Annotated in this window: 10 protein-coding genes; 6 read left to right on the plus strand and 4 right to left on the minus strand. The window is 74.5% G+C overall.

Annotated features, from left to right (window positions below):
- Positions 1-4 precede the first annotated feature (4 nt).
- From ACQPZO_RS13750 to ACQPZO_RS13765, 4 genes are all read left to right on the plus strand, one after another.
- Positions 5-445, plus strand: coding sequence for a hypothetical protein (locus ACQPZO_RS13750; RefSeq protein WP_433350327.1), 441 nt, complete (start codon positions 5-7; stop codon positions 443-445).
- 3 nt (positions 446-448) lie between these two features.
- Positions 449-1,936 carry a DUF7405 family protein gene (locus ACQPZO_RS13755; RefSeq protein WP_433350329.1) on the plus strand — a complete coding sequence of 496 codons (1,488 nt, stop codon included), beginning with the start codon at positions 449-451 and terminating at the stop codon, positions 1,934-1,936.
- Between the two features lie 894 nt (positions 1,937-2,830).
- Positions 2,831-4,237: a DUF1996 domain-containing protein gene (locus ACQPZO_RS13760; protein WP_433350331.1), complete on the plus strand. Its 1,407-nt coding sequence runs from the start codon at positions 2,831-2,833 to the stop codon at positions 4,235-4,237.
- A gap of 166 nt (positions 4,238-4,403) precedes the next feature.
- Entirely contained in the window at positions 4,404-7,442 is a 3,039-nt protein-coding gene (locus ACQPZO_RS13765) for a discoidin domain-containing protein (RefSeq protein WP_433350333.1), read from the plus strand.
- 149 nt (positions 7,443-7,591) lie between these two features.
- Here ACQPZO_RS13765 and ACQPZO_RS13770 read toward each other — a convergent pair whose 3' ends face one another.
- Entirely contained in the window at positions 7,592-9,010 is a 1,419-nt protein-coding gene (locus ACQPZO_RS13770) for a GH1 family beta-glucosidase (protein WP_433350335.1), read from the minus strand.
- A gap of 193 nt (positions 9,011-9,203) precedes the next feature.
- Between ACQPZO_RS13770 and ACQPZO_RS13775 the strand changes: the two genes are divergently transcribed.
- On the plus strand, positions 9,204-10,313 hold the full coding sequence (locus tag ACQPZO_RS13775; protein ID WP_433350337.1) for a LacI family DNA-binding transcriptional regulator: 1,110 nt from the start codon (positions 9,204-9,206) through the stop codon (positions 10,311-10,313).
- A gap of 322 nt (positions 10,314-10,635) precedes the next feature.
- The gene (locus tag ACQPZO_RS13780; RefSeq protein WP_433350339.1) at positions 10,636-13,257 is read left to right on the plus strand and encodes a discoidin domain-containing protein; all 2,622 of its coding nucleotides are present in this window, start codon (positions 10,636-10,638) and stop codon (positions 13,255-13,257) included.
- 69 nt (positions 13,258-13,326) lie between these two features.
- Here the strand turns inward: ACQPZO_RS13780 and ACQPZO_RS13785 are convergent, their stop codons facing one another.
- The 3 genes from ACQPZO_RS13785 to ACQPZO_RS13795 form a co-directional block, all read right to left on the minus strand.
- Positions 13,327-14,103: an SIR2 family NAD-dependent protein deacylase gene (locus ACQPZO_RS13785; RefSeq protein ID WP_433350341.1), complete on the minus strand. Its 777-nt coding sequence runs from the start codon at positions 14,101-14,103 to the stop codon at positions 13,327-13,329.
- Positions 14,104-14,219: 116 nt separating this feature from the next.
- On the minus strand, positions 14,220-16,925 hold the full coding sequence (locus ACQPZO_RS13790; RefSeq protein WP_433350343.1) for a M48 family metalloprotease: 2,706 nt from the start codon (positions 16,923-16,925) through the stop codon (positions 14,220-14,222).
- Positions 16,909-17,460: a hypothetical protein gene (locus tag ACQPZO_RS13795; protein ID WP_433350345.1), complete on the minus strand. Its 552-nt coding sequence runs from the start codon at positions 17,458-17,460 to the stop codon at positions 16,909-16,911. Before ACQPZO_RS13795 ends, ACQPZO_RS13790 begins: the two co-directional genes overlap by 17 nt.
- Positions 17,461-17,527 lie beyond the last annotated feature (67 nt).

The raw sequence follows: 17,527 nt of genomic DNA on the forward strand, positions 1-17,527 counted from the left end.
ACCGATGACCAGACTCGCCGCACTCGACCTGCGCAGAGGTCGACACGTCGCGCACTCCTCCTCGCTGACCGGCGACGGCATGTGGATCGCCAACGGGGCCTTCGAGCTCCTCGACGAGCCGGCCGACGCCCTGCTGGGCGCGGCGGTGCGCCGGATGCTCGACGCCTCGCGCATCGGCGTGCCCACCCCCGACCTGCGGGGCGGGCCCTCGCCGTTCGCGCCGGCCCTCGACGCGCTCGGCCTGCGCTCCTGGGCCACGTACGCCAAGGGCACCCGGCACGTTGACGTCGAGCAGGACGGCGCGACGGTGCTGGTGAGCCCGACCCGCAACGGCGGCGCCCGGGAGGGCTTCGTCGGGCTGACCGGGCAGGCGGTGCGGCTGACCGCGCCGGGCGACGAGGAACTCGGCGGGGCGCTGCGCGCCGCGCTCGACCGGTCGAGCTGAGGCATGGGCGACCAACCCCGGCTGCACCGCCGGACGGTGCTGGCCGGCGGTGCCCTGGCCATGGCCGCGTCCGCGTTGGCGGCCTGCTCGGCCGGTGCCCGCACCCCGGACCGCCCGGCCGCGCCCGATCCGGCGCAGGGGCTGCCTGACATCCAGTTCGACGTCGCCCGGTACAGCGCGCCGGAGCAGACCTCGCCCACCGGCGGGCCGTTCGTCATGCCGCCGGTGCACACCGTCTACCTGACCGCCGCGCTGACGCGCGCCCCGGGCCGCGACGACCAGCGGGAGCTGGCCCGGGTGCTCGCCGCCTTGGAATCCCGGTACCCGTTCGGCGCGGCCGGCCTGATGACCTTCGTCTCCTACGGCCTGCCGTACTTCCGGCGGCTGCCGGGCGGCCTGGCCGGCGACCTGGTCGGCGCGCACCTGCCCCGGTTGCTGGCCGACCCGTCCCGGTCGGTGCTGGAGGAGGCGGAGCCGGGGCCGACCGACATCCACCCGGACAACCCGGGGGTCGCCAAGCGGCGGTTCACCGTGCCGGTCCGCATCGAGCAGAACGACCTGCTGTTCACCTTCCGCAGCGACCGGGCCACGGTCATCCAGGACGTGCTGGCCTGGTTCGACGGCAGCGGCACGCTGGCCGGCCTCCCCACGCCCCCGCCGGCCTTCGCCGGGCTGCTCACCGTCACCTCCAGCCGGCACATGTTCACCCAGACCGGCCTGCCCCGCTCGGTGGCCGAGCAGAACCGGCTGCCGTACGCCCGGTTCATCCAGCCCGACTCGCCGATGTGGATGGGCTTCTCCGACCAGCAGGTCAACGCCTCCGGCCCGCCGGCGATCTGCACCTTCGCCGGCCATCCCTCGGCCCGGCTGACCACCGCCCGCCCCGGCGACTACCTGGACAACGGCGGCATCCAGCACCTGTCGCACGTCATCCTCGACATGCTCCAGTTCTACGACATGGCCTCGCCGGACACCCCGCCCAGCGACAACGGCAACTTCACGAAGCGGGTGCAGTACATGTTCCACGCCCCGCCGGTGCACCCCGGCAACGCCGACCAGCTCACCGACGGCGGCGGGCCGTCCTTCCTGCCCGCCGACAACCGCGGCCCGGACTACGCCGAGCGCACCGCCCGGGGCGTCGGCCTGCCCCGGGGCGAACGCCGGATGGGGCACCTGTCCACCCTGCAGCGCAGCTCCCGGGCGCCCGACGGCACCCCGATGCACCTGCGGGTCGACGGCCCCGGCTTCGACGCCCTGGACGTGCCCGACGGCAGCAGCCAGCCGAAGCTGCACTTCAGCGTGTTCGTGCCGACCACCGACTTCTTCGCCCGGATGCGGCGCAGCCAGGCGTCGGTGGACCTGGCGCGTAAGCACCGGGTGACCGAGCAGGACAACGGCCTGGAACGCTTCCTGACCTGCACCCGCCGGCAGAACTTCCTGATCCCGCCCCGCCGGCACCGGGCGTTCCCGCTCGCCGAGCTGGCCGGCTGAGCCGGGGACCCGTCCGGCGACCCACCGGCCCCGCGCGCCCGGGTAGTGGCGTCAGGAGAAGCCCGTCCAGTCGGTGGTGCGCCCCTTGTACGGGCAGCGGTCCACTCCGATGCGCCGATCTTGCGCTTGCGGCCCCCGACAAGGGCGTTTCACACTCTTTGCCCGGGCCATAACTGCAAGATCGCGCAGAATGGGGCGGGGCGGGGTGGGGCTGGTGGGGTGGTTTAGGGCCTGCGTCGAAGTCGTCGTTGCCGCCACCCTTGGTGGTGGATGTGCGCGGGGGCGTCGGTGTGTACGGCAGCTTGTCGTGGCGTGATCGTTTGCTGATTTGTGAGACGACACGCCGGGTGAGTTCTCCAAATCCAGCAGACGATCGTGGAGCCCCACTCCAACCCCAGGTGCGGGGCGGGGCGAGAACGCCGACGCTGACGTCGTCGCCGACCGGCGAACAACACCGCAGCGCCCCCTTTGCTCTGCTGCCCCCGGTGCAACGTGCGCAAAGCGTGACGCTTCTGCCGACCTCTCGTGCCGGCACCCGACGCGAAGCGGCTGAGCGATGCTGTGCTGCACGACGGTGCTGGTGTTGCGGTGGCGGCAGCAGAGCAAAGGGACGGGGTGGCATTACCTGCCTGGCATCCCGGCGGGGTGTCCGCCGGACCAGGCGGGTGAGGTCCACGTTAGCGGGACTGCCCACCGTCCGGTTCGGGTGCGTTCACCGGTCTTCGAGGGCCGGTCGTATTGACGTGCGTGAAATTTCGGCGTAACACTTGGAGAGCGCTCTCCGAGTGCGCGGTCCGGCGACGATCCTGATCCCCGGGCCAGGTGCGGCACGAGCGGGCCACCGGCCGGCGAGACAGCCGGAGCGCAGTCGTCCTACCCCTGGAAGAGGTCATCATGAAGACCGACAGACCACGGCTCAGGAGAACAATCGCGCCGGTCGCCGCCCTGGCGCTAACGGCATCGCTGCTGGTGGCGGGCGTCCCGACGGCGCAGGCCGCGGAGACCCTGCTGTCCCAGGGTCGGCCGGCGCTGGCGTCGTCGGTGGAGAACGGCGAGGCCCCCGCCGCGGCCGCCGTGGACGGGCGGCCCGACACCCGCTGGGGCAGCCAGTGGGCCGACCCGCAGTGGCTCCGCGTCGACCTGGGCACCACCGTCACCGTCAGCCGGGTGCTCCTCGAGTGGGAGTTCGCCTACGCCAGGGCGTACCAGATCCAAACCTCCACCGACGGCGCCACCTGGACCACCGTGCACAGCAGCACCACCGGCGCCGGCGGCACCGAGAGCGTCGCCGTCACGGGCAGCGGCCGGTACGTCCGGCTGCACGGCACCCAGCGCGGCACCGGCTACGGCTACTCGCTGTACGAGTTCAAGGTCTACGGCTCCGTCGGGACCACCCCGCCGCCCACCGGCGGACCCGGCTACGTGCCGGCCGACCCGCCGGTCACCGGCGTGATCCCGTCCACGGCGACCCCGCCGCCCACCAACCCGCCGACCACCCACCACGAGTTCCAGGCGAACTGCTCGGTGAGCCGGTCGAACCTGCCCGACGACCCGATCGTCTTCCCGAACCTGCCGGGCGCCTCGCACTCGCACACGTTCATGGGAAACACCACCACGAACGCCAACACCACGCTGGCCTCCCTCCGGGCCGGCGGCACCTCCTGCATCACGCCCGGGGACAAGACGGGCTACTGGATGCCGACCCTGTACCGGGGCGACACCGCGATCCAGCCGGTGGGCCGGCAGGTCATCTACTACAAGAGCGGCGTCATCGACCACCGCAGCGTCCGCCCCTCGCCGCCCGGCCTGCGGTACGTCGTCGGCAGCCCCGCCACCACGCTGGAGGAGTTCCGCAACGCCCCGGGCGCGGTCGAGGGCTGGGAGTGCGGCGACAGCGTCCGCAACTGGGACTTCCCGGCGTCCTGCCCGGCCGGCAGCCAGCTCAACATCCGCTACCAGGCGCCGAGCTGCTGGGACGGCCGGTACCTGGACACGCCCGACCACAAGAGCCACATGGCGTACCCGACCGTCGGCGTCTGCCCGGCCAGCCACCCGGTGGCCGTGCCGATGATCGAGTTCAAGATGGCCTTCCCGGTCAGCGGGGACATGTCCGGGGTCCGGCTGTCCAGCGGCCGGGGCTACTCCTTCCACTACGACTTCTACAACGCCTGGGACGCCCCGACGCTCAACGCACTGGTGACCCACTGCGTCAACGGCGGGCTCCAGTGCGACCCACGCGGCTTCGACCAGTACAAGCCCGAGCGCGGCGCGGCGCTCAACGCCAACTACGAGCTGCCCTGACCGGTGCGGTGACCGGGGGGCGACCAGACCCCCGGTCACCGGCCCGGACGCCCCAGCCCCGCCCACCGGGCGCGACCGACACCGCCACCAGCCACCAGCCACCGCCACCAGCGCCGCCCACCGCCGCCGTCCCCGCGTCGGCGTCCCCTCTCCGACAGGCAGGCCCATGACCGTTCACCCTCCCATCCCCCGCCGCCGGCCACCGTCGCGGCACCGGCCCGCACTGCTCGTCGCCGCCGTCGTCGCCCTGGTGGCGGCCTACCTCGTCGTGGCCCAACCCGGCGCGTACGCGGCCGACACCCTGCTGTCGCAGGGCCGGCCGGCCACCGCGTCCTCCCAGGAGGGGCCGGACGTCGGCGCGGCCAACGCGGTCGACGGCAACGCCGGCACCCGCTGGTCCAGCCAGTTCAGCGACCCCCAGTGGCTGCGCGTCGACCTCGGGGGAACCGCCACCATCAGCCAGGTCGTCCTCCAGTGGGAGGGCGCGTACGCGCGGGCGTACCAGATCCAGACCTCGGCCGACGGCGTCACCTGGACCACCGTGCACGGCACGACCACCGGGGCCGGGGGCACCGAGACGATCGCCGTCGCCGGCAGCGGGCGGTACGTGCGGATGCACGGCACCGCGCGGGCCACCGGCTACGGCTACTCCCTGTACGAGTTCAAGGTCTACGGCTCGCTCGGCGGGCCGACCACACCCCCGCCCACCAGCCCGACGCCGGTCCCCGGCGACTGGCAGACCATCTGGGCCGACGAGTTCACCGGCCCCGCCGGCACCTTGCCGTCGGCGGCGAACTGGCTGCTGCGCACCGGCACCTCCTACCCCGGCGGCGCGGCGAACTGGGGCACCGGCGAGGTGGAGGTGGCCACCGCGTCGACCGCGAACGTCCAGCTCGACGGTGCCGGCCGGCTGAGCATCCGGGCGATCCGGGACGCCGCCGGCGCCTGGACCTCGGGCCGGCTGGAGACCCAGCGGGCCGACTTCGAGCCGCGCGTCGGCGAGCAGTTGCGGTTCACCGCCGTGCTCCGGCAGCCCGACGTGGCCGACGGTCTCGGGTACTGGCCCGGGTTCCGCGCCACCGGCGCAGCCTTCCGGGGCAACTACACCAACTGGCCCGGCGTCGGCGAGACCGACATCATGACCGACGTCAACGGCCGCGGCCAGCTCGCCCAGACGCTGCACTGCGGCACCGCGCCCGACGGGGTGTGCGCCGAGTACACCGGCCGCTCCAGCGGGCTGGCCACCTGCGCCGGCTGCCGGACCGGCTACCACGAGTACACCCAGGTCATCGACCGGACGAGGACCGACGAGGAGATCCGCTTCTACCTCGACGGGCGGCAGACCTGGGTGGTCCGCGAGTCGCAGGTCGGCGTCGCCGCCTGGAAGGCCGCCGTGCACCACGGCTTCTTCCTCCGGCTGGACCTGGCCGTCGGCGGCTCGCTGCCCAACGCGATCGCCGGCCGGAGCACCCCCACCCCGGGGACCACCTCGGGCGGGGTGCTCAGCGTCGACTCGGTGACCGTGTCCCGGGCCGCCGGCACGGTCCCCGCCGCGATGACCGACCCGCCCACCCCGGCCGGGCCGAGCACGGTGCGGGTGACCGGCACCCAGGGCAACTGGCAGCTCCAGGTCAACGGCGCACCGTACGAGGTGCGGGGGATGACCTACGGACCGCCGCAGGCCGCCGCCGACGGGTACCTGCGGGATCTGCGGAACATGGGCGTCAACACCATCCGGATCTGGGGCGTGGACGACACCCACACCCCGGCCCTGCTCGACCGGGCGGCACAGCAGGGCATCAAGGTGGTCGTCGGGCACTGGCTCAACCAGGGCGCCGACTACGTCAACGACACCGCCTACAAGAACACCGTCAAGGCCGAGATCGTGGCCCGGGTCAACGCGCTGAAGAACCGGCAGGGCGTGCTGATGTGGGACGTCGGCAACGAGGTCATCCTGACCATGCAGGACCACGGGCTCCCGGCCGACGTGGTCGAGGCCCGGCGGGTGGCGTACGCGCAGTTCGTCAACGAGGTGGCCCAGGCGGTCCACGCCGCCGACCCGTTGCACCCGGTCACCTCCACCGACGCCTACACCCACGCGTGGACGTACTACCAGCGGTACTCGCCCGCGCTGGACCTGCTGGCGGTCAACTCCTATGGCGCGGTCGGCACCGTGAAGTCCGACTGGATCGCGGGCGGCCACACCAGGCCGTACCTGCTCACCGAGGGCGGCCCGAACGGCGAGTGGGAGGTGCCCGACGACGTCAACGGGGTGCCCGACGAGCCGACCGACCTGGCGAAGCGGGCGGGCTACACGGCGAGTTGGAACGCCGTCAAGGGTCACCCCGGCGTGGCGCTCGGGGCCACCGAGTTCCACTACGGACTGGAGAACGACTTCGGCGGGGTGTGGCTCAACGCCACGACCGGCGGGTGGCGGCGGCTCGGCTACCACGCGCTGCGCCAGGCGTACACCGGGCAGGCGGCGGCGAACACCCCGCCGGAGATCACCGCTATGTCGGTCAGCCCGCAGACCGCCGTGCCGGCCGGCGGCACCTTCACCGTCGACGTGACCGCCGGGGACCCGCAGGGCGACCTGGTCCGCTACAACCTGATGGCCAGTGACAAGCACATCACCGGCAACCGGGGGCTGACCAACCTGACGTTCACCCAGACCGGGAACGGGCGGTTCACGGTGCGGGCCCCCGAGCGGCTCGGGGTGTGGAAGGTCTACGTGTACGCCTTCGACGGGCACGGCAACGTCGGCATCGAGCAGCGCTCCTTCAAGGTCGTGCCGCCGACGGTCCCGGGCACCAACCTGGCCCGGGGCAGGGCGGTCACCGCGTCCTCGTACCAGCCCACCGGCGCCAACGGCCCGCAGCTGCCCGGGTACGCGGTCGACGGCGACCACGGCACCCGGTGGGCCAGCGAGTGGGTCGGCACCGCCTGGCTCCGGGTCGACCTGGGCTCGGTGCAGTCCTTCGACCACGTCCAGCTCGCCTGGGAGGCGGCGTACGCCACCGCCTACTCGGTCGAGGTCTCGAACGACGGGAACACCTGGACGACGATCTACTCGACCACGAGCGGCGACGGGGGCTTCGACGGTCTGGACCTCTCCGGCACCGGCCGGTACGTGCGGGTCAACGGCACCAGGAAGGCCACCGACTACGGCTACTCCCTCTGGGAGTTCGGCGTCTACCGCAGGTGACCGCGCCGTGGGTCACGGCCGCCCCCGTGGCGTCCGTGACCCACCGGCGCGGTACCGCCGCGCCTGCGGTGGCGACGACGCGGCCCCGGAAAACCCCGGGGCCGCGTCGGCTGCGTGTCGCGCCCGGTCGGGTGCGCGGGCGGTGGCCCTCAGCGGGGGCGGTCGACGCCGTTCGCGGCGATCGTCCGGCCGTACCAGTGGGCGCTGTCCTTGATGGTCCGACGCTGGGTGGCGTAGTCGACGTGGATCAGGCCGAACCGTTTGTCGTAGCCGAGGGCCCACTCGAAGTTGTCGAGCAGCGACCAGACGAAGAAGCCGCGCAGGTCCGCGCCGGCGGTCAGCGCCTCGTGCGCGGCGGCCAGGTGCTGGTGCAGGTAGTCGGTGCGTTCCGGGTCGCGTACCCGGCCGTCGGCGTCGACCTCGTCCGGGTAGGCCGCGCCGTTCTCGGTGACGTACAGCGGCCGCGCGCCGTAGTCCCGGGTGACCCGCAGCAGCATGTCGCGCAGCCCGCCGGGGGCGACGGACCAGCCCATCGCCGTGACCGGCCCGGGCACCGGATGGAACGCGACGCCCTCGGCGCCCGGGTACGGGGTGTCGGCGTCGTGGTGGCCGTCCGGGCCGGCACCGACGAGGTCGGGCTGGTAGTAGTTGACGCACAGCGCGTCCAGCGGCGCGGCGATCAGGCTGAGGTCGCCTTCGCGCACGAACGACCAGTCGCTCAGGGCCGCGGTGTCGGCGAGCACGTCCGCCGGGTAGGCCCCGCGCAGCAGCGGGTCGAGGAAGATCCGGTTGAGCAGCCCGTCGATGCGCCGCGCGGCGTCGCGGTCGGCGGGCGCGTCACTGACGGGCCGCACCGTGCCGACGTTGAGCGCCACCGAGACCTGGCCGGTGACGCCGGCGGCGCGCAGCGCGGCGACCCCGTGCCCGTGGGCCAGCAGCAGGTGGTGCGCGGCGCGCAGCGCGGCGCGCGGGTCGCGCCGCCCCGGGGCGTGCACCCCGCTGCCGTACCCGAGGAAGGCCGAGCACCACGGCTCGTTGAGGGTGTTCCACAGCCGGACCCGGTCGCCCAGGCCCGTGGCGACGGCGGCGACGTACTCCCCGTACCGGGCGGCGGTGTCGCGCGTCGCCCAGCCACCGGCGTCCTCCAGTTCCTGCGGCAGGTCCCAGTGGTACAGGGTGGCCGCCGGGCTGATGCCGGCGGCCAGCAGGTCGTCCACGAGCCGGTCGTAGAAGGCCAGGCCGGCGGCGTTGACCCCGCCGCCGGCGGCGCGCACCCGGGGCCAGGCCACCGAGAAGCGGTACGCCGACAGGCCCAGCTCGGCCATCAGCGCCACGTCCTCGCGGTGCCGGTGGAAGTGGTCGCTGGCGTGCTCACCGGTGTGGCCGCCGGCGATCCGGCCCGGGGTGGCGGCGAAGGTGTCCCAGATCGAGGGGAGCCGACCGTCGGCGCGCACGGCCCCCTCGATCTGGTACGCCGCGGTGGCCGCGCCCCACTGGAAGCCGGCGGGGAACCGTAGGTCGACGGAGGGCTGTCCGGCGGAGGTCCGCGCGGCCGCGAGCGTTCGCATCCGATCACCACTTCCCGCAGTTCGAGCCTGGGAGAGCGCTCTCCCAGAGCTTCCCAGTCTTTCCCCGACGGTCACCTACTGTCAAGTGGCGAACGCGGCGGGCTGCCCGGGTCCACGTCGTCCGCAGCGCGGAGAGTCGGGCCCGCGCCGCAGCTCAGAGAGCGCTTTCCGGCGCGCATGCTATAACTTCCGGATGGCGGAGTCGCCCCAGACGGGCAACCTGTCCCGCCCGGGGGAGCGTGTCCCGGGGTCGGCGGGGGAGCGCGGCGCGGCCCGGAGCCGGCTGCCCACCCTGGAGGACGTCGCCCGGGTGGCCGGGGTGTCCCGGGCCACGGTGTCGCGCGTCGTCAACGGGGTGCGCAACGTCGACCCGGACCTGCACACCGCGGTCTGGGCGGCGGTGGACGCGACCGGGTACGTGCCGAACCGCGCCGCGCGTTCCCTGGTCACCCGGCGGGCCGGGACGGTCGCGCTGGTCGTGTCCGACAGCGAGGAGCACGACGACGACCCGTTCCTGGGCCGGCTCTTCGCCGACCCGTTCTTCGGCCGGGTCCTCGGCGGCGTACTGAGCGTCCTGCGCCCGGTGGGCGTGCAACTCGGCCTGCACCTGGTGGGCACCCCGCCGGCGCGCGTCCGGCTGGTCGGGGACCTGCGCCAGGGGCAGGCCGACGGCGTGGTGCTGCTGTCGCTGCACCCCGACGACGCGCTGCCCGGCCTGCTGGTCGAGGCGGGGATCGCCGCGGTGATGGTGGGCCGCCCCGCCCGCCCCGCCCCGATCAGCTACGTCGACGTGGCCAACGAGGCGGGCGCGGCGCTGGCCGTCGAGCGCCTGCTCGCCCGGGGTTGTCGGCGCGTCGGGCTGATCGCCGGTCCCGAGCACGTGCCGGCCAGCCAGGACCGGGTGGCCGGTTTCCGGCAGGCGATGGCCCGCCGTGGGTACGCGTGGTCGCCGTCCGAGGCGGGCAACTTCACCCGGGAGAGCGGCGAGGCCGCCATGCGTCGCCTGCTGGCCGCCCACCCCGACCTCGACGGCGTCTTCGTCGCCAACGACCTGATGGCGCAGGGCGCCCTGGTCGCCCTGCACGAGGCGGGCCGTCGGGTGCCCGACGACGTCGCGGTGGTGGGCTTCGACGACAGCAGCGCCGCGCAGGCCGCCCAGCCGCCGCTGACCACCGTCCGGCACCCGCTGGAGGTCATGGCAGCCGAGGCGACCCGGCTGCTGCTGGCCCGCATCGAGGAGCCGCAGCTGCGCGTCGCGTCGGTCATCCACGACCCCGTCCTAGTGGTGCGCCGCAGCGCCTGAGCGGGTCGGCGGGCGGTGGCGTCAACGTCTCCCGGTGACGCCTCGGCCTCCCGCCGGCAATTCGTCAACGCTTAATTAATGCCGTCATTAAAGTCTCAACCGGCGGATTCGTCAAGAGCGGGGTGTCCCGAGAGGGCGGAAGTCGCATCGATCGGCACTGTTGGTGATCGATGTCTTGACGGGGATGCGATCTCGCCGTAACACTCTCCGAGAGCGCTCTCCCATCGCGTGCCGCCCCGGCGGCACCCTCCGCGGCGCCACGGTCCTCTCGTCGTCCCCCGTCGCGCCCGGCGTCCGCAGCCCTCTATCGACAGGCGGAGTCATGACATCTCGCGTCCCATCCGTACGTCCGGCACCGGGCCCTCGCCCCGCCCGGCGGCGTACCCTCGTCGGGCTGGTGCTCGCGCTCGTCGCGGCGCTGGCACCGACCGGTGGGTCGCCGGCCCAGGCGGCTCCGGTGCTGCTCTCGCAGGGCCGGCCGGCGACCGCGTCGTCCACCGAGAACGCCGGCACGCCCGCGTCGGCGGCCGTCGACGGCAACACCGGCACCCGCTGGGCGAGTGCGTTCAGCGATCCCCAGTGGCTCCAGGTCGACCTGGGCGCCCGCGCCACCATCAGCCAGGTGACCCTGGTCTGGGAGGGCGCCTACGCCCGGGCGTTCCAGATCCAGACCTCCGACGACGGCAGCGCGTGGACCACCGTCGCCAGCACCACCACCGGCACCGGCGGCACCCAGAACCTGACCGTCACCGGGGCCGGCCGGTACGTGCGGATGCACGGCACCGCGCGGGCCACCGGCTACGGCTACTCGCTCTGGGAGTTCCAGGTGTACGGCGAGACCGGTGGCCCGACGCCCACCTGCGGCAGCGCCAACGCCGCCCAGGGCCGCCCGGTGACCGCCTCGTCCGTCGAGGGCGCCGGCACGCCCGCGTCGGCGGCCGTCGACGGCAACACCGGCACCCGGTGGGCCAGCCTCGCGGCCGATCCCCAGTGGCTCCAGGTCGACCTCGGCGCCAGCCGGTCGATCTGCCGGGTCGTCCTGCGCTGGGAGGCCGCCCACGCCCGGGCGTTCCAGGTCCAGACCTCGGCCGACGGCAGCGCGTGGAGCACCGCCTGGAGCACCACCACCGGCTCCGGCGGCGTCCAATCCCTCGATCTCGCCGCGACCGGCCGCTACCTGCGGGTGTACGGCACCGCCCGGGCCACCGGCTACGGCTACTCACTCTGGGAGCTGGAGGTGAACGTGACCGGGACCGACACCCCGCCGGTCGAGCCGACCGACCCGCGCAACCCGAACCTCGGCCCGAACACCTTCGTGTTCGACCCGAGCACGCCGACCGCCACCATCCAGAGCCGGCTGAACACCCTGTTCACCCAGCAGGAGACCAACCAGTTCGGCCCCCAGCGGTACGCCGTGCTGTTCAAGCCGGGCACCTACACCGCCGACGTCAACCTCGGCTTCTTCACCCAGGTCGCCGGCCTCGGCATGAGCCCCGACGACGTCAACCTCAACGGCCACGTCCGGGCCGAGGCGTTCTGGATGGGCGGCAACGCCACCCAGAACTTCTGGCGCGCGGCCGAGAACCTGTCGGTGACCCTGCCGGCGGGCACCAGCGTCGAACGCTGGGCGGTGTCGCAGGCGGCCCCCTACCGCCGGATGCACCTGCGCGGCGCGCAGAACCAGATCCAGCTCTGGAACGGCGGCGACGGCTGGTCCAGCGGCGGGCTGATGGCCGACACGAAGATCGACGGCACGGTCGTCTCCGGCTCGCAGCAGCAGTGGTACTCGCGCAACAGCGAGTTCGGCGCCTGGACCGGCTCGGTGTGGAACATGGTGTTCCAGGGCGTCACCGGCGCCCCGCCGCCGAGCTTCCCCAACCCGTCGCACACCGTCATCGCGCAGACCCCTCAGGTGCGGGAGAAGCCCTTCCTGTACGTCGACGGCACCGGCGAGTACCGGGTCTTCGTGCCGGCCCTGCGCGCCAACTCGGTGGGCACCAGCTGGTACGGCAAGACCCCGGCCGGCTCGTCGCTGTCGCTCAGCGAGTTCTACGTCGTCCGCCCGGGCAGCAGCGCGGCCACCATCAACGCGGCGCTCGCCCAGGGTCGGCACCTGCTGTTCACCCCCGGCGTGCACCACGTCAGCGAGCCGATCCAGATCAACCGCGCCAACACCGTCGTCCTCGGCCTCGGCCTGGCCACCATCCAGCCCGACAACGGCACGGCCGCCATGCGGGTCGCCGACGTGGACGGGGTGAAGGTGGCCGGCGTGATGTTCGAGGCCGGCACGGTGAACTCGCCGGTGCTGATGGAGGTCGGCCCGGCCGGCTCGACGGCCGGCCACGCCGCCAACCCGACCTCGCTGCACGACGTCTTCTTCCGCATCGGCGGGCCGGGCGTCGGCCGGGCCACCACCACGCTGACCGTCAACAGCGACAACGTCATCGGCGACCACATGTGGCTGTGGCGGGCCGACCACGGCGACGGGGTGGGCTGGGCGGCGAACACCGCCGACACCGGCCTCACCGTCAACGGCGACGACGTCACCATGTACGGGCTGTTCGTCGAGCACTACCAGAAGTACCAGACCGTCTGGAACGGCAACGGCGGGCGCACCTACTTCTACCAGAACGAGATGCCCTACGACCCGCCGAACCAGGGCACCTGGATGAACGGCGCGTCCCGCGGGTACGCCGCGTACAAGGTGGCCAACGGGGTCACCAGCCACCAGGCGTGGGGGCTGGGCAGCTACTGCTACTTCAACGTCGACCCCTCGGTCGTCGCCGACCGGGCCATCGAGGCCCCCACCAATCCGAACGTCCGGTTCACCAACATGGTCACCGTGTCGCTCGGTGGGGTCGGCACCATCAACCGGGTCATCAACAACGCCGGCGGCACAGCCAACGCCGGCAACCAGGTGGTCTACCTGACCACGAACCCGTAACCCGGCCGACGGCCACGGGCCCGGCCGGCGACGCCGGCCGGGCCCGCACCTCGGCGCCGCCGGTGTCCCTCACCCCTGCCCGGCGCCGCCCCACGCCGCCTCGACCAGGGCGGGGAGGACCAGGGCGGCCGGCCCGCGCAGGTTCACGGCGCAGACCGGATCCAGCGGCGTCCGATGCGGGTTGACCTGGATCACCGGGGTGCCGAGGCGGGCCGCGACCTGGGGGACCTCGGCGGCGGGGTAGACCAGGCCGGAGGTGCCCACCGTCACCAGCAGGTCGCAGGAGGACGCGGCGTCGACCGCGGCGGCCAGCGCCGTCTCCGGCAACGCCTCGCCGAACCACACCACGCCCGGCCGGACCGGCGCCGCGCAGCCCCGGCATCCGGGCGGTGGCACCCGCCGGCCGTGCGTCGGCTCGTCCGACGCCGCGTCCGGCAGCGGCGCCGGCCGGGCGCAGGCCGAGCAGCGCGGCGCGAACAGGCTGCCGTGCAGGTGCAGCGGCGCGGCCGAACCCGCGCGTTCATGCAGGTCGTCGACGTTCTGGGTGATCAGGACGGTGTTCGGGACGCGCGCCTCGATCGCGGCCACCGCCAGGTGCCCCGCGTTCGGCCGGGCCGCCCGGACGCTGTCGCGTCGCCACTCGTACCAGCCCCACACCAGCGCGGGGTCGTCGCGGAACGCCTCTGCCGTGGCAAGCTCCTGCGCGTCGAACCGTTCCCACAGCCCGGTGAGGGCGTCGCGGAAGGTCGGCACACCGCTCTCGGCCGAGATGCCCGCGCCGGTGAACACCACCACCCGGTGCGCCCGGCCCAGCAGCGCCGCGGCCTGCCGTACGTCGTGCCCCATGTCGTGCCTCCCTCCCGCGCGGGCCGACCGCGCGCCCGGACGAGTCTCACAGCCGCCCCGCCCCCGTCGCACGGGGCACCCCCACCGCCGCCGGCGCGCGGTCCGGGTCGCGGCCGTCAGGCCTGGCTGCGGACGAAGGTCTGCTCGCCCCACGACCCGTCGTCGTTGTCCTGGCGGACCACGAGCTGGTCGCCGGCGCACCGGTACGAGCCGTTCGTGTCCGGGACGGCGGTCGTCACGTCCACCTCGCGGTCGCCGACGCGCAGCAGCACCACGTTGCCGGAGGTGACGGAGTCGCGCTGGGTGTAGAGCCCGGCTTCGGCCGCCCAGCGGTAGGTCACCACTCCCCGGTGGACGCTGCGCACCGCGTGCCCGTTCAGCGTGCCCTCGGCGACGAAGAGGTCGTACAGGTCGGTCGCGCTGCCGTCGGCCCGGTACGCGGTGGCGTAGCCGGTGTCCGGCCCGCTGACCAGGTCGACGCTGGCGTCGCCGGTTAGGCCGGCCAGCTTGCCGAGCCGCGAGCCGGCCTCGACGGGGAAGTGGTAGCGGCCGGCGGCGAGCCGCCAGACCCCGACCAGGCAGGGGTCGCGGGCGGCGGGCGCGGCCGGGGCCGGCCGACCATGGGCCACCGCGACCGTGCCGGCGGACGCGAGCAGCACGGCGACCGCGGCCACCACCCACCGCCGGTGCCGCCCGGCGGCGGCCAGCCCCGCCGCCACGGCCGCCCCGAGCGCGGCGGCGAGCACCGCCGCCACCGGGGCGACGACGAGGGCGTGGGTGAGGGCGCGGACGGCGTCGACTCCGTCTGCGGCGGGAACGCAGCGTTCCGTGGTGCCGGCCACGCAGGACAGCACCGTGCCGGCGGCCAGGATGGCCGGGACCAGCAGCAGCCCCGCCGTGAGGGCGGCCAGCAGGGCGTGCGGCAGCGACAGGCGCCGGGTGGACACCGCCGCGACGGCGACGGTCAGCTCGACGAACGTGACCGGCAGCAGGGTGTGGCTGTTGACCAGGACCGCGGCGGTGTCCGTGGTGAGGCCGGGATCGCGTGCGGCGGCGCCGACAGCGAGGGGCACCAGCGGCAGCACCAGGGCGCCGACGGCCCCGCCGACGAGGCCCAGGCGCACCGCCCGCCGGGTGGCGTGGCGGGTGGCCAGGACCGGGAACAGCGCCGCGGCCAGCGGCAGGACGAGCAGGTACGGCGCCTGGGCGGCGACGATGCGGAAGAAGAAGCCGAGCAGGTCGAGCAGGACCAGCGGGGTGAGGGTGTCCGGGTGGCCCTCGCGCGCGGCGACGAGGCGCCACATGCTGAACTCGCCGTCGGTGGACCAGGCATCCAGCACGAGCAGAGCCGCCACGTAGCCGGCGCTGACCGCCGTGGTGGCCAGCGCGGCACCGGCCCAGGCCAGCCGGGTGCGGGACGCGTCCGACGGCGCGATGCGCCGCAGGTGCGCCCGCGCGCCGTCGGCCACCCACCGGCCGAGCAGGGCGCCGCCGGCGATCCACAGCAGACCCAGGATCACCTCGACCCACCAGGCCCGCCGGTCGTCGGTGTACGCTGCGGACCAGGCCAGCCGCCGACCGGCGAGCAGGCCGCAGGCCAGCGCCGCGCCGAACAGCCCGCCCGAGGCCGCCGGTGCGCCGGTGCGCCGCGCCCACCAGGCGGACCGCCACAGCGCGCCGGTGGTGACCAGCGCGAGCGGCGCGCCGAGCAGCACGCCGGCGGCGAAGGCGCCGCCCGTCAACGGCTCCGGGCCGGGCAGTGTGCGCGGCAGGTTGGTCATCAGTTCCACCAGCGGCGGCGCGGCGATGCCGGCGGCCAGCCCGGTGCCGAGCGCCTCCACCGGGCGGGCGGCGTACCGGCGCCCGGGACGGTCCAGGGCGTCCGCGCGGGCCCGGGCCAGCGGGTGGAACCGGAAGGCCGCGCCCCACCGGGCCCACCGGCCGGCCCGCCTGCGGTCGGCGGCGAGCAGCGCCCGGACGGCCCCGATGTCGTCGCCGGTGAGCCGGGCGTCGGCGGCGAACTCCCGGGCGCGCAGCACCGACCAGGCCGACACCTGCACGATCAGCGCGAACGCGGCCAGCCGCCAGGCGTCGCCGAGCAGGTGCCGGGCGGGAACCGATCCGACGTAGTTGACCGCGACCGGGATGAGCACGGCGAGCGGGAACGCCCACGCCTGGGCGATGGTCAGCCGGGTGAGGTGGACGTCGGCGTTGCGCACGTGGGCCAACTCGTGCAGGACGACGGCCCGGAACAGGTGCGGCGCCGTGCGGTGGGCGTGCACCAGCCCCAGGTCCAGCCGGACGTACCGGACGGGCCCCGCGCCGAAGGTGTTGCCGCTGATCCGCGCCGACCGGGACACCACGAACGTCGGCGGGCGGCGCAGCCCCGCCTCCCGGACCAGCCCGGCCAGGTCGGACCGCAGCGCCTCGGTGCCGGGGGTCCTCTCGAGGCGGCGCAGGCCGCGCAGCCGGCACTCGCACCAGGGCGCGGCGAGGTAGACGACGGCGGTCACCGCCGCGAGCGCGGCCAGCCCGATGAGCATCTGCCGCAACAGATCCCCGTGCAGGGTGCCCAGGCAGCGCTGCATCGCCGCCATGGCCTCCTCGTCCACCGTCCCGGTGCGCACGTCGATCGGCGGCGGGAGCCCGCTCAGGCACTCCCCGCGGGCGCGGGTGGCGTCGGCGTCGACCAGGACGGTCAGCCAGCCGAACATGCTCGTGCCCACGACCGCCGTCACCGCGGCGACGAACCGGCCGAGGGTGGTGGAGGGCAGCGGCGGCGCTTCCTCGCCCGCCCCGCGGCCCTCAGTTGCCGTCGACATCCGGGGCGGCGTCGCCGAAGCGTTGGGCGAACGCGTCCCGCACCGCGTCGCGCAGCACCGCGACCTGGTCCTCGGTCAGCTCCCAGCGCGGGTCCCGGGCGGCGGCGGTGACCGCCTCCTCGATGCGCAGCAGCTGGCCGGGCCCCAGCCGCACGGCGCCGGCCGGCGGGAGGCCGGCGGGGGACCGGCGGGCCCGCCAGCGCCGGCCGAGGCCGCGCAGGCCGCCGCGGACCGCCTCCGTGGCATGCTCCCGCAGCCCGTCGCGCAGCGCCTCCACGCCGATGCCGGTCAACACCAGCAGGTACGGCAGGAGCGGCTCGATGTTCCACTCGAAGCCCCCGCCGCCGGCCTCGCCGCCGCCCACCCGCACGAGCCGGGCCGGGTCGCGGCGCCAGTGCTCGGGGCGGCGCCGGTAGGCGGGCGCGAGGAACGCCAGCAGCGGCTCCTCGGCGGGGGCCACGGCCCGGACGGCCAGCCGGACCAGATCGTCCTCGATCTCGGCCGTCGGGGTGTGCGTGGACGTGGTCCGGGCCATCGTGCTCCTGCTCTCCGGCGAGTCACCCGCGGGTCTTCGCGGTCACCGTACGGGGGGCGGCGGCAAC

The organism is Micromonospora sp. CA-111912 (genome assembly GCF_050948415.1).
GTDB lineage: Bacteria > Actinomycetota > Actinomycetes > Mycobacteriales > Micromonosporaceae > Micromonospora.